The organism is Pseudomonas moraviensis subsp. stanleyae, from assembly GCF_036283065.1.
Lineage (GTDB): Bacteria > Pseudomonadota > Gammaproteobacteria > Pseudomonadales > Pseudomonadaceae > Aquipseudomonas > Aquipseudomonas stanleyae.
In genome coordinates, this window is sequence record NZ_JAADJI010000010.1 from 14,280 (window position 1) to 27,988 (window position 13,709).

Sequence of the window (13,709 nt, forward strand, 5' to 3'; positions counted from 1 at the left end):
TCGATGATTGATCAGCGGGCGATGATCAGCGGATGCCCACGCTCCGGGTGCGGCTGCACCAAAACCTCCAGGCCGAACACAGCTTTTAGCGTATCCGGACGCAGCACCTGCTGCGGAGTGTCCAGCGCGACCGGACGCCCCTCTTCCAGCAACAACACCCGGTCACAATAGCGCGCTGCCAGATTCAGATCATGCAGGATCACCAGCACCGCCGCGCCGCGATTGGCGAACTCGCGCACCGCCTGCAAGGTGGTGTGCTGATGCAGCGGATCGAGCATTGAGGTCGGTTCGTCGAGCAGCAGGGTTTGCCCGGCCTGCCCCGGCCAGAGTTGTGCCAGCACCCGCGCCAGGTGTACCCGCTGACGCTCGCCACCGGACAACGCCAGATAACTGCGCCCGCTCAAGTGCCCGGCATCGGCGGCAGCCAGCGCTGCCGCGACAATTTCGTCATCGCGCACGCGCCCGGTCTGGTACGGCAAACGGCCCATGCCCACGACCTCCTCAACGGCGAAGGCAAAATCCAGTGTCGAAACCTGCGGCAGCACCGCCAGTCGTTGTGCCCGCTGCGTGCCGCTCCAGTGACTCAACGCCTGCTCGTCGAGCGAAACATTGCCGTCACTGGCGAGCAATTCTCCGCACAAGGCGCCGAGTAATGTGCTTTTGCCGGCGCCGTTCGGCCCCAGCACGCCAAGCACTTCACCGGGTTCGAGTTGCAGCGTAACTCCGCTGAGCACAGCCTTGCGGCCACGGCGAACATGCAGATTGTGCGCAGACAACATCAGGCACGCCCTCGCAGCAGCAGGTAAAGGAAGAACGGCGCGCCGATAAACGCGGTGACAATGCCGATCGGCAACTCCGCCGGCGCCAGCGCCAGGCGCGCCACCAGATCGGCAAGCAACAACAGGCTCGCACCCGCCAGGACCGAGGCTGGCAGCAGCACCTTATGATCGGGACCGGCCAGCAGGCGCACCAGATGCGGCACGACCAGCCCGACGAAGCCGATCATGCCTGCCGCCGCCACCGCCGCGCCGACACCCAGCGCGGTGCAGAACACCAGTTCGCGCTTGAGCCGTTCGACATCGATGCCCAGATGCCCGGCCTCGGATTCACCCAGCAACAAGGCATTCAATGCCTTGGACCGACGCGGCAGCCATACCGCCACGCCGATGGTAATGATCAGCAAAGGCCATAGCCGCGCATAGCTGGCGCCGTTGAGGCTGCCCAGGTTCCAGAATGTCAGGGTGCGCAGCGTGGCGTCATCGGCCAGATAAGTGAACAGACCCACCGCCGAACCGGCCAGCGCCGTCAGCGCGATACCCGCCAGTAACATTGTTGCAACGTGAGTCTGACCGTTGCGCCGGCCCAGCCGATAGACCAGCGCCGTCACCCCGAGCCCGCCGAGAAACGCACACACCGACAACAGATACGGCCCGAACCACTCCGGCAAGCCGCCGAAGAACGAGCCGCCGACAATCGCAATCGCTGCGCCAAGTGCCGCGCCACTGGACACCCCGACCAGCCCCGGATCCGCCAGCGGATTACGAAACAGACCCTGCATCGCAACGCCGGACAGCGCCAGCACGCCGCCGACCGCCAAGCCGAGCAAGGTTCGCGGCAGGCGGATCTGGCCGAGAATCAGCTCGGCCTGCTCCAGCCCTTCCGGCGCCAACGGCACACCGATCAGCCGCAGCGCCGCACGCAAGGTATCGAACAGCGGCAGGCTCACCGGGCCCAGCGCCAGCGACAGCCAGATCGCCAGCAGACACAGCAATGTCAGGCCGATAAACAAGCCACGGGGTTTGACCAGTGTGGTCATTGGCCGCCCTTGGCCGGATAGAAACCGTCAGTCAGGGTTTTCAAAGCGGCCGGCAGACGCGGCCCAAGCCCACCCACCAGCAGCGTCGGATCCAGCTCCATCACGCGTCCGGCCTTGGCCGCACGGCTGGAACTGAGAATCGGGTTTTCCTTGAATAAAGCGGCTTTTGCCGCCTCGCCGCTCAGCGCGCGGTCGGCGAACACCAGCACTTCGGGATCCAGACTGGCGAGAGATTCAACAGAAAACGGTTTGTAGCCGGTATGCGTCGCAAGGTTGTGTCCGCCAGCCTGTTGCAGCAGCCAATCGGCGGCCGTGTCTTTGCCGGCAATCAACGGCTTGCCACCGGCGTGCCCGAGCAACAGCAGGACGCCTGGGGCTTTCTGTGTGGTCTGCACTTGGGCAACACGGGCAGCCTGCGCCTGGAGTTGCTGTTGATAAGTCTGCAGCAGCTGCGCCGCCTGGCTTTGCGCGCCGAGCAATTGGCCGAGATGAGTGACATTCTTTTCCAGCGTCGGCAGATCAGGCTGTGCCGAGAACAACTCAACCTTGACCTTGGCCGCTTTGACTTGCGCCAGAACCGGCGGCGGGCCCATTTCTTCCGTGCCGATAAGAATGTCCGGGCGCAGGCTCAAGATGCCTTCGGCCGACAGGCTGCGCTGATAGCCAATGCTCGGCAGCGCCTGCAACGATTGCGGATGCTGACTGGTGGTGTCGACTCCCACCAGCTTCGACTCGCCGCCCAGCGCGCTGACCCATTCCGACAGTGCCCCGCCGGCGCTGACCCAGCGTTGCGGGAGATCCGCCGCGGTCGTCTGATGGCTGAGAAAAAGGCCGACGCACAGCATGGCAACGCGGGTTTTCAGACGCATACACAGCTTCCTTGAACAAGGTTTCCCGGGCATCGGCGCAGCGAGCCAAGTATCCTCGGCAACGGCCAGACTCCCAATGGGAGAAGGTCGCCATTTGATAATTGTTTGCATTTGAACGTCAAGCTCGGACATATCCAGACACGAGCGGACACTAGAGGATAGCCATGAAGTTTCTCTGCGCCGGCAGTGATCTGGCCGAAGCCGGCAGTCGCGGTTTCGAAATCGACGGCAAAAAGCTGTTCGCCGTGCGTCGCGGTGGACAGGCCTACGTCTATCTCAATCGTTGCCCGCACCGTGGCGTCGGCCTGGAATGGCAGCCCGACCGGTTTCTCGACCCCAGCAACAGCCTGATCCAGTGCGCCACCCACGGCGCACTGTTTCTGATCGAGGACGGCGAATGCGTCGCCGGACCCTGCGCCGGGCAATCGCTCACGGCAATTGACTGCAGGGAAGATACACAAGGTGTGTGGGTCGACGTTTAACCGTTGAGCCGCACATCGAGTCGACGGTCGATGACCATCTCTTCATGGTCGAGGCGCACGCCGTAGGCCAGCACCTCGACACCGCAGGCGACCGCTTCACGCAGTGCCTCGGCGTAGGCCCAATCGATCTCCTCGGCCGGGCGCACCGCATCGATGCCGGTGAGATTCACACAGTACAACTGCACCGCCCGAATGCCGTCGCGCGCCAGATGCGCCAGCTCACGCAGGTGCTTGGCGCCGCGCTGGGTCACCGCATCGGGAAACGCCGCCACCGGCGTGCCGTCGAAGCCGAGGGTGACGCTCTTCACTTCGACATAAGCAGGCCCGCTGGGGTATTCGAGGCGGAAGTCGATGCGGCTTTTTTCCTGCCCGTACGCAACCTCGCGCTTCAACGCGGTAAAGCCGTTCAGCTCGGTGATCACCCCGGCCTGCAAGGCTTCTTCGACCAAGCCGTTGGCGCGCCCGGTGTTGACGCAGAACAGCCGGCCCTGCGGGGTTTCGCCGATTTCCCAGGTGCCGGGCAATTTGCGTTTAGGGTCGTTGGAGCGACTGAACCAGACCTGCCCGCCCTCGACCTGGCAATTGAGCATCGAACCGGTGTTCGGACAGTGAATGGTCAGCAATTCGCCGCTAACGGTTTCGATATCGGCGAGAAAACGCTTATAGCGGCGAATCAGCCGCGCCTCTTCCAGAGCAGGATAAAAGCGCATCAGCCTTGCCAGCTCTTCAAGCCACGCGCAATGCGCTCCACCGCTTCCTGTAAACGTGCGAGATTTTGTGTGTAAGCGAAGCGCACATGATGGCCGGCCTGGTAACGACCGAAATCCAGTCCGGGCGTGAAGGCGACATGCTCGGTTTCGAGGAAATGTCGGCAGAACGCGAAGGCATCACCGCCGAAACGGCTGATATCGGCGTACAGATAAAACGCGCCTTCCGGCTCAACAGCGATGTTGAAACCCAGTTCGCGCAGCGCTGGCAGGAGGAAGTCGCGACGGCGGGCGAATTCGGCGCGGCGCTCTTCGAGAATCGCAATGGTTGCCGGTTCGAAACAGGCCAGCGCTGCGTATTGCGCCATGCTCGGTGCACTGATGTAGAGGTTCTGCGCGAGTTTTTCCAGTTCACCGACCGCCGCCTCGGGCGCCACCAGCCAGCCCAGGCGCCAACCGGTCATGCCGAAATACTTGGAGAAACTGTTGAGGACAAAAGCGCTGTCATCGACTTCCAGCACACTGGCGGCATCGGTGCCGTAGGTCAGGCCATGGTAGATCTCATCCACTACCAGATGCCCGTGTCTGGCCTTGATCGCTGCGGATAACCCAGCCAGCTCATCGCGGGTCAGCAGGGTTCCGGTCGGGTTGGCCGGCGAAGCGACGAGGGCGCCGACACTGTCGTGGTCCCAATGCCGCGCCACCAGATCCGGGGTCAGTTGGTAACGCACCTCCGGCCCGACCGGCACCAGTTGCGCCGCGCCTTCGACCAGCCGCAAGAAATGCCGGTTGCACGGGTAGCCGGGGTCGGCGAGCAGCCAGTGCTTACCCGGATCGACCAACAAGGCAGTGGCCAGCAACAGCGCGCCAGAGCCGCCCGGCGTGATCAGAATGCGCCGCGGGTCGATGTTCAGGCCGTATCGCGACAGGTAAAACCCGGCAATCGCCTCGCGCAGCTCGGGAATGCCACGGGCGGCGGTGTAACGGGTCTTGCCCGCGGTCAATGCGGCTTGGCCGGCGCGGATGATCGGCTCGGCAGTGGTGAAGTCCGGCTCGCCGATTTCCAGATGGATCACGTCGTGGCCTTCAGCCTGCAATTCATTGGCCCGCGCCAGCAGCGCCATCACATGGAACGGTTCAATCGCACGACTGCGCGCACTGTAGGGGGCCATTGGATTGCCTTCGACAGGAAAAAAGAGACGATTCTACCTGTCTGCCGGAACGAGCGAGAACCCGTGAAGGTCACAGCCTCAAGAACGCTGGACTGTAACGATCTGAACGTACGCTCCAGGATTGACTAAAATCAGTGATTGAACAGGTCTCCATTCCCACAGACACGGCTTGCCAAACATCTGCAAGCGCCACCCGCCGGGGGCTCGACATCCGGGAGTAGCGCAGGCTGATTTGATCTGGTAAGTTCGCCCGCTTGCAGCCGCAGGGCCGGCAGGTGTCGGTGATGGAGCAATCCTGCGCAATGGATTACAAGAGTAGAGGCGGTCTATTTCATGTCCACCCAAGCAAAGCAACAGCAGCAAGCGACGATCAGCGGCTTCGAACCTTACGTTTCGAAGGCGGGTGAAGAGTACATGGGCGCTCCGATGCGCGCGCACTTCACCAAGATCCTGAACAAGTGGAAACTGGACTTGATGCAGGAAGTCGACCGTACGGTTGATCACATGAAAGACGAAGCGGCCAACTTCCCTGACCCGGCCGACCGTGCCAGCCAGGAAGAAGAGTTCGCCCTCGAACTGCGTGCCCGCGACCGCGAGCGCAAGCTGATCAAGAAAATCGACAAGACGCTGCAACTGATCGAAGACGAAGAGTACGGCTGGTGCGAGTCCTGCGGCATCGAGATCGGCGTCAAGCGCCTCGAAGCCCGTCCGACTGCGGATCTGTGCATCGACTGCAAGACCCTGGCGGAAATCAAGGAAAAGCAGGTCGGCAAGTAATTTCGACCTGAACGAAAAACGGAGCGTGCGAACGCTCCGTTTTTGTTTGTGCCTTTTGCCCGCCGAACTTGCTTCTGCCTTTGTGGGAGCGAGCCTGCTCGCGAAAGCGTTCTTTCAGACAGCTCATTATTGACTGACACAGCGCTTTCGCGAGCAGGCTCGCTCCCACAGGGGTAACCTGCTTAATTCTGAATAGCTTTTATCGCCTCCATGACTGCCAAATCCCCCGCCTACATCGGCCGCTTCGCCCCCACCCCCAGTGGTCACCTGCACTTCGGTTCGCTGGTCGCTGCGCTGGCGTCCTACCTCGACGCCCGCTCGGTCGGTGGACTCTGGCTGGTGCGCATGGAAGATCTCGATCCGCCGCGTGAAGAGCCCGGCGCGCAAGCGGCGATTCTCAAGGCGCTGGAAAGTTACGGCTTCGAATGGGACGGCGAGATGGTGCGCCAGAGCGATCGGCACGCGGCCTATGCCGAGGTGCTCGACAGCCTGTTCAACCATGGCCTGGCCTACGCCTGCACCTGCTCGCGCAAACAACTGGAGCCCTATCACGGGATTTATCCGGGGTTTTGCCGCAATGCCGGGCATGCTCAGCACGACGCCGCGATCCGCCTGCGCGTGCCGGAGCTGGAATATCACTTCATTGATCGCGTGCAGGGCGAATACCGCCAGCACCTGGGCCGCGACGTCGGCGACTTCGTCATCCGTCGGCGCGATGGACTCTATGCCTATCAACTCGCGGTGGTGCTCGATGACGCCTGGCAGGGCATCACCGATATCGTGCGTGGCGCCGACCTCCTCGATTCGACGCCGCGTCAGCTATATCTACAGGAGCTGCTCGGCCTCAAACAGCCGCGCTATCTGCACCTGCCGCTGATCACCCAGCCGGACGGCAACAAACTCGGCAAGTCCTACCGTTCGCCGCCGCTTGAAGCCGATCAGGCCACGCCGTTACTGCTGCGAGCCTTGCGTGCATTGGGGCAGAACCCCGGCACAGAGCTGACCCACGCTTCGCCGCGTGAATTGCTGGCCTGGGGCAGCGCGCACTGGGATGCCGAGAAGATCCCGCGCACACTGACCCTGCCCGAAGCGCAACTGCAATGACGACACTTGCAGTCGCGCGCCCATCCGTTACCATCGCCGCACGTTTTCGGGCACGCGCATAAAAAAGAGAGGCCGGGATGTACATCTATCGCTTGGTCCTGCTTCTGGTCGTCGGGATCTACCTGTTCTCCCCCGCCATCATGGATTGGTGGATCGACGCGACGGGCGCCTGGTATCGCCCCTATCTGCTCTGGCTGATCCTGATTGTCGTGACCTTCATCCTGCAGAGCCAAAAAGATGCCGATGAGCTTTAGCCTGACCCAGATGATCCTGGTCAGCGCCGCGTACCTGGCGGCGCTGTTTGGCGTGGCCTGGGTCAGCGAACGGGGCATGATCCCGCGCGCGATCATTCGCCACCCGTTGACCTACACCTTGTCGCTGGGGGTTTACGCCAGTGCCTGGGCGTTCTACGGCACGGTGGGCCTGGCCTATCAGTACGGCTACGGCTTTCTCTCCAGCTATCTGGGCGTGTCCGGGGCGTTTCTGCTGGCGCCGGTGCTGCTTTATCCGATCCTGAAAATCACCCGCACCTATCAACTGTCGTCGCTGGCCGACTTGTTCGCCTTCCGCTTTCGCAGCACCTGGGCGGGTGCGCTGACCACGATTTTCATGCTGATTGGCGTCTTGCCGTTGCTGGCCCTGCAGATCCAGGCAGTGGCCGACTCGATCGGCATCCTCACCGGCGAGCGCGTGCAGAGCCGCGTGGCGCTGGCCTTCTGCGCGCTGATCATCCTGTTCACAATTTTCTTCGGATCCCGGCACATCGCCACCCGCGAGAAACACGAAGGGCTGGTGTTCGCCATCGCCTTTGAGTCGATCATCAAACTGGTCGCCCTCGGCGGCGTTGGCCTGTATGCGCTGTATGGCGTGTTCGACGGCCCGCAACAGCTTGAACTGTGGCTGCTGCAGAACCAGACCGCCCTCGCCGCCCTGCACACGCCGTTGCAGGAAGGCCCGTGGCGCACGCTGCTGTTGGTGTTCTTCGCCTCGGCGATCGTGATGCCGCACATGTATCACATGACGTTTACCGAAAACCTCAACCCGCGCTCGCTGGTCAGCGCCAGTTGGGGCCTGCCGCTGTTTCTGCTGTTGATGAGTCTCGCGGTGCCGCTGATTCTCTGGGCCGGCCTGAAACTCGGCGCCACCACCGACCCGGAATATTTCACCCTCGGCATCGGCATTGCCGCCAACAGCAAACCGCTGGCCTTGCTTGCGTACGTCGGAGGTCTGTCCGCCGCCAGTGGGCTAATCATCGTCACCACCCTGGCCTTGTCCGGCATGGCGCTGAACCATCTGGTGCTGCCGCTCTATCAACCGCCGGCCGAGGGCAACATCTACCGCTGGCTGAAATGGACCCGCCGGGCGCTGATCGTGGCGATCATCATGGCCGGGTTCGGCTTCTATCTGATGCTCGGCGTAGAGCAGGATCTGGCCAATCTCGGCATCGTCGCGTTCGTGGCGACCCTGCAATTTCTGCCCGGGGTGCTCTCGGTGCTGTACTGGCCGACCGCCAACCGTCGTGGCTTCATTGCCGGTCTGCTGGCGGGAATCACGGTCTGGGTGGTGACCATGTTGCTGCCGCTGGTCGGCAATCTGCAGGGTTTCTACATTCCGCTGCTGAACATGATCTACGTCCTCGATGACACCAGCTGGCACATGGCGGCTATCGCCTCGCTCGCCGCCAACGTGTTGATGTTCACTTTGATTTCGCTGTTCACCAACGCCAGCCCGGAAGAAGCCAGCGCCGCCGAAGCCTGCGCGGTGGACAATGTGCGCCGGCCGCAACGCCGCGAGTTGCACGCCGCCTCGCCGCAGGAATTCGCCACGCAACTGGCCAAGCCGCTGGGCGCCAAGGCGGCGCAGAAAGAAGTCGAACAAGCGCTGCGCGACTTGTATCTGCCATTCGACGAACGCCGCCCTTACGCTTTGCGCCGTTTGCGCGACCGCATCGAGGCCAACCTGTCCGGCCTGATGGGCCCGAGCGTTGCGCAGGATATGGTGGAAACCTTCCTGCCCTATAAGGCTGGTGGCGAAAACTACGTGACCGAAGACATTCACTTCATCGAAAGCCGTCTTGAGGATTACCACTCGCGCCTCACCGGTCTGGCCGCCGAACTCGACGCCCTGCGCCGCTATCACCGGCAGACCTTGCAGGAGCTGCCGATGGGCGTCTGCTCGCTGGCCAAGGATCAGGAGATCCTGATGTGGAACAAGGCCATGGAAGAGCTGACCGGCATCGCCGCGCAGCGAGTGGTCGGTTCGCGCCTGAGCACCATCGCCAACCCGTGGAAAGAGTTGCTGCAAGGTTTCATCAACCTGCCCGACGAGCATTTGCACAAACAGCATCTGGCCCTCGATGGCCAGACCCGCTGGCTGAACCTGCACAAAGCGGCGATCGACGAGCCGTTGGCACCGGGTAACAGCGGCCTGGTGTTACTCGTCGAGGATTTGACCGAAACGCAGATGCTCGAAGATAAACTGGTGCATTCCGAACGCCTGGCCAGTATCGGTCGACTCGCAGCGGGCGTGGCCCACGAAATCGGCAATCCGATTACTGGCATCGCCTGTCTGGCGCAAAACCTGCGCGAAGAGCGTGAAGACGATGGCGAGCTGACGGAAATCAGCGGGCAGATTCTCGAGCAGACCAAACGCGTCTCGCGCATCGTCCAGTCGCTGATGAGTTTTGCCCATGCCGGCAGCCATCAGCACAGCGACGAGCCGGTATGCCTGGCCGAAGTCGCACAGGACGCCATCGGCCTGCTGGCGCTGAACCGGCGCAATTTCGAAGTGCAGTTCTACAACCTGTGCGATCCCGACCACTGGGTCGAAGGCGACCCGCAACGGCTCGCCCAGGTGCTGATCAATTTGCTCTCCAACGCCCGCGACGCCTCGCCGCCGCACAGTGCGATACGGGTCAAGAGCGAAGCCGGCGAACACACGGTCGATCTGATCGTCGAAGACGAAGGCAGCGGTATTCCGTCGAGCATCATGGACCGATTGTTCGAACCCTTCTTCACCACCAAGGATCCTGGCGAAGGCACCGGTCTGGGCCTTGCACTGGTCTATTCCATCGTTGAAGAGCATTATGGACAAATCACCATCGACAGCCCGGCTGATGTACAAAGCCAACGCGGCACCCGTATCCGGGTGACCTTACCGCGTCATGTCGAAGCGACGTCCGCTGTGAACTGAGACCGTCGAGAGTATCGAATCAATGCCGCACATTTTGATCGTCGAAGACGAAACCATTATCCGCTCCGCCTTGCGCCGCCTGCTGGAACGCAACCAGTACCAGGTCAGCGAAGCCGGATCAGTGCAGGAAGCACAAGAACGCTTCACCATTCCTACGTTCGATCTGATCGTCAGCGACCTGCGCCTGCCGGGCGCCCCGGGCACCGAGCTGATCAAGCTCGGCCAGGGCACACCGGTGCTGATCATGACCAGTTATGCCAGCCTGCGCTCGGCGGTCGACTCGATGAAAATGGGTGCGGTCGATTACATCGCCAAGCCGTTCGACCATGATGAAATGCTCCAGGCGGTTGCGCGGATCCTGCGTGATCGTCAGTCGGCGCCGGCGGCCGGCGAAGCCACGGCGAGCAAGCCAACCGCTGGCAACGGTAAAGCCACTGTGGATAACAGTAATGGCGAAATCGGCATCATCGGCTCCTGCCCACCGATGCAGGATCTGTACAGCAAGATCCGCAAGGTCGCGCCAACCGATTCCAACGTATTGATCCAGGGCGAATCAGGCACTGGTAAAGAGCTGGTGGCCCGCGCCCTGCACAATCTGTCGAAACGCGCCAAGGCACCGATGATTTCGGTGAACTGCGCGGCGATTCCGGAAAGCCTGATCGAATCCGAACTGTTCGGCCACGAGAAAGGCGCGTTCACCGGCGCCAGCGCCGGTCGTGCAGGTCTGGTCGAAGCGGCGGACGGCGGCACCTTGTTCCTCGATGAGATCGGCGAACTGCCACTGGAAGCCCAGGCTCGGTTGTTGCGGGTCTTGCAGGAGGGCGAGATCCGACGGGTCGGTTCGGTACAGTCGCAGAAAGTCGATGTGCGCCTGATCGCCGCGACCCACCGCGATCTCAAGAGCCTGGCGAAAATCGGCCAGTTCCGGGAAGACCTTTATTACCGTCTGCACGTGATTGCCCTGAAACTGCCGCCGCTGCGCGAGCGTGGCGCCGACGTCAACGAAATCGCCAATGCTTTCCTCGCTCGCCAGAGCGCACGCATCAATCGCACCGACCTCAAGTTTGCCGCCGATGCCGAACAGGCGATCCGGCATTATTCCTGGCCGGGCAACGTGCGCGAGCTGGAGAACGCCGTCGAGCGCGCGGTGATTCTCAGCGAAAGCCCGGAGATCTCGGCCGATTTGCTGGGCATCGACATCGAGCTGAGCGATCTGGAAGACGACGAGTTCATCGGTCTGCCGCCGCAAACCGGCGGTAACGCCAGCAACAGCAGCCATGAACCGACCGAGGATCTGTCGCTGGAAGATTATTTCCAGCACTTCGTCCTCGAACATCAGGACCACATGACCGAGACCGAACTGGCGCGCAAACTGGGCGTCAGCCGCAAATGCCTGTGGGAACGCCGCCAGCGTCTGGGCATTCCACGGCGCAAGACCGGGGTCGCCAGCGAGAGCTGAGCGTTACCCATCGCATGCGCGGGTAACGCATGACAATGTGAAAAAACTGTTACCGCAGTCGATTCACGTAACAGAAGCCGGGGTTATCGGTAACGAAACCCCGGCTTTTTTTCGCCCCTGCAAAACGGTTATATCGACCTAACCCCTTGTTTTACTGGGCGCGGCAAAAGTTGGCACGTCCCCTGCTATATGTTTGGTACAAGAACAATAACAAGCAATGCACAAGACAATAAAAATAAGACGAATCGACTCACGCACAATAAAAACAAGACGGCGAGAGGCGCAGCTAACTGATTCTTTTGGAGAGGCGTTGTATTTGGGGCTTGCCCCACGACCAGGCCGAGAACAACAAAAACTGTCCTAAGACAGAGCCTGTACTGGTTGGATCGACAGATCACTGCAATTCAGCGACCAAAGCAATCCGTTTGCTCTTGGCTCCCGATTGGGAGGGTCACGAAGGAAACACTTCGTGGCGAGGGCACCCAACAAAAACAAGAAGCCCGAATCAATAATAAAAAGAGCACGCAACTACTTCTTGGGGAGCTTCGGCTCCCCTTGTAGTTTCTCCCCACCGAAATCCCCGTTTTTCCTCGCTCGACCCTTGCAGCTTGCGGCTTGCAGCTCATATCTGCTGCGTCCTACACCATCCCCCGACTAAATGCTAGAATCTGCGCCCATCATGCGGTCATTCTTTTGGTATGGCCGAACATTCCTTCAAACAGTGCATCCCATGCTGAAGAAGCTGTTCCAGTCATTCCGAACTCCCGTGCGTCGTACGCAACACATCCGCAGCACCCCTGAAGTGCTCAACAGCGGCCAACATTCGCTGCAGAAAACGCAGTTCAGCCGCTATGCGGTGAATATCGTCGAACGCCTGCAAGGTGCCGGTTACCAGGCTTATCTGGTCGGTGGTTGCGTGCGAGACATGCTGCTGGGCATCACGCCCAAGGATTTCGACGTCGCCACCAGCGCCACCCCCGAGCAGGTCCGTGCCGAATTCCGCAATGCGCGGATCATCGGCCGCCGGTTCAAACTGGTGCACATCCATTTCGGTCGCGAAATCATTGAAGTCGCGACCTTCCGCGCCAATCACCCGGTCAACGAAGACGACGAAGACAGCAATCAGTCTTCGCGCAACGAGAGCGGGCGGATTCTGCGTGACAACGTCTACGGCACTCTGGAAGAAGACGCGCAACGCCGCGACTTCACCATCAACGCCCTGTATTACGATCCGGTCAGCGAGCGCATTCTCGATTACGCCAATGGCGTGCACGACATCCGCAATCACCTGATCCGTCTGATCGGTGACCCCAAGCAGCGTTACCAGGAAGACCCAGTGCGCATGCTGCGCGCCGTGCGTTTCGCCGCCAAGCTCAACTTCGGCATCGAGAAGCACACCGTGCAGCCGATCCGCGAATTGGCGCCGATGCTGCGCGAGATTCCCTCGGCGCGGCTGTTCGAAGAAGTGCTCAAGCTGTTCCTCTCCGGCCACGGCGCGATCACCTTTGAAATGCTGGTCGATCTGCAGCTGTTCGCCCCGCTGTTCCCGGCCAGTGCCGAGGCGCTGGAATACAACCCGGAATACACCCACACGCTGATCAGCGAAGCGCTGAGCAACACCGACCTGCGCATCAAGCAGAACAAACCGGTGACCCCGGCGTTCCTCTTTGCTGCGCTGTTGTGGCCTGCGCTGCCGGCCCGCGTGTTGCGTCTGCAGGAACGTGGCATGCCGCCGATTCCGGCGATGCAGGAAGCCGCTCACGAACTCATCGCCGAACAGTGCCAGCGCATCGCCATTCCGAAGCGCTTCACCATGCCGATCCGCGAAATCTGGGACATGCAGGAACGCCTGCCACGGCGCAGCGGCAAACGTGCCGACCTGTTGCTGGACAATCCACGCTTCCGCGCCGGTTACGACTTCCTGCTGCTGCGCGAAAGCGCCGGCGAGGAGACCGATGGCCTCGGCGAATGGTGGACCGATTATCAGGACGCCAACGACAGCGAGCGCCGCGACATGATCCGCGACCTCAGCGGCAAGGGCGACGATGCCAGCGGCGCACCGCGTAAACGTCGTCGCAGCGGCGGTTCCAAGCGCAAGCGCGCCGGGGCTTCGAGCGCGACGGGCGAGTAA

Annotated in this window: 12 protein-coding genes; 7 read left to right on the forward strand and 5 right to left on the reverse strand. The window is 61.5% G+C overall.

What is annotated here, in order from left to right:
- Positions 1-11: 11 nt before the first annotated feature.
- The 3 genes from GXB78_RS18595 to GXB78_RS18605 are packed head-to-tail and all read right to left on the reverse strand — an operon-like array spanning position 12 to position 2,685.
- Complete coding sequence (locus tag GXB78_RS18595; protein WP_329516512.1) at positions 12-779, reverse strand: heme ABC transporter ATP-binding protein; 768 nt, start codon at positions 777-779, stop codon at positions 12-14.
- Entirely contained in the window at positions 779-1,762 is a 984-nt protein-coding gene (locus GXB78_RS18600; protein WP_329516693.1) for a FecCD family ABC transporter permease, read from the reverse strand. The genes GXB78_RS18595 and GXB78_RS18600 overlap by 1 nt, the downstream gene beginning before the upstream one ends.
- 50 nt (positions 1,763-1,812) lie before the next feature.
- Positions 1,813-2,685: a heme/hemin ABC transporter substrate-binding protein gene (locus tag GXB78_RS18605; RefSeq protein ID WP_329516514.1), complete on the reverse strand. Its 873-nt coding sequence runs from the start codon at positions 2,683-2,685 to the stop codon at positions 1,813-1,815.
- A gap of 164 nt (positions 2,686-2,849) precedes the next feature.
- Here GXB78_RS18605 and GXB78_RS18610 point away from each other — a divergent pair, with 164 nt between their 5' ends.
- Entirely contained in the window at positions 2,850-3,167 is a 318-nt protein-coding gene (locus GXB78_RS18610) for a Rieske (2Fe-2S) protein (RefSeq protein WP_329516516.1), read from the forward strand.
- On the opposite strand, the gene sfsA is transcribed toward GXB78_RS18610, so the two are convergent.
- Both sfsA and GXB78_RS18620 read right to left on the reverse strand, forming a co-directional pair.
- Entirely contained in the window at positions 3,164-3,877 is a 714-nt protein-coding gene (gene sfsA, locus GXB78_RS18615; protein WP_122506696.1) for a DNA/RNA nuclease SfsA, read from the reverse strand. The two genes, GXB78_RS18610 and sfsA, sit on opposite strands and share 4 nt — an antisense overlap.
- Complete coding sequence (locus GXB78_RS18620; protein WP_329516519.1) at positions 3,877-5,046, reverse strand: pyridoxal phosphate-dependent aminotransferase; 1,170 nt, start codon at positions 5,044-5,046, stop codon at positions 3,877-3,879. Before GXB78_RS18620 ends, sfsA begins: the two co-directional genes overlap by 1 nt.
- Before the next feature lie 333 nt (positions 5,047-5,379).
- Between GXB78_RS18620 and dksA the strand changes: the two genes are divergently transcribed.
- The 6 genes from dksA (at position 5,380) to GXB78_RS18650 (ending at position 13,709) form a co-directional block, all read left to right on the forward strand.
- Positions 5,380-5,823 carry an RNA polymerase-binding protein DksA gene (dksA, locus tag GXB78_RS18625; RefSeq protein ID WP_042610464.1) on the forward strand — a complete coding sequence of 148 codons (444 nt, stop codon included), beginning with the start codon at positions 5,380-5,382 and terminating at the stop codon, positions 5,821-5,823.
- Positions 5,824-6,033: 210 nt separating this feature from the next.
- Positions 6,034-6,927 carry a tRNA glutamyl-Q(34) synthetase GluQRS gene (gene gluQRS / locus GXB78_RS18630; protein ID WP_329516521.1) on the forward strand — a complete coding sequence of 298 codons (894 nt, stop codon included), beginning with the start codon at positions 6,034-6,036 and terminating at the stop codon, positions 6,925-6,927.
- Between the two features lie 77 nt (positions 6,928-7,004).
- Positions 7,005-7,181, forward strand: coding sequence for a hypothetical protein (locus GXB78_RS18635; protein ID WP_003176118.1), 177 nt, complete (start codon positions 7,005-7,007; stop codon positions 7,179-7,181).
- Complete coding sequence (locus GXB78_RS18640) at positions 7,165-10,119, forward strand: sensor histidine kinase (protein WP_329516524.1); 2,955 nt, start codon at positions 7,165-7,167, stop codon at positions 10,117-10,119. The genes GXB78_RS18635 and GXB78_RS18640 overlap by 17 nt, the downstream gene beginning before the upstream one ends.
- A 22-nt stretch (positions 10,120-10,141) precedes the next feature.
- Positions 10,142-11,578 carry a sigma-54-dependent transcriptional regulator gene (locus GXB78_RS18645; RefSeq protein ID WP_329516527.1) on the forward strand — a complete coding sequence of 479 codons (1,437 nt, stop codon included), beginning with the start codon at positions 10,142-10,144 and terminating at the stop codon, positions 11,576-11,578.
- Positions 11,579-12,308: 730 nt separating this feature from the next.
- A complete protein-coding gene (locus tag GXB78_RS18650) occupies positions 12,309-13,709 on the forward strand; it encodes a polynucleotide adenylyltransferase PcnB (protein ID WP_042610467.1) in 1,401 nt (466 codons plus the stop codon).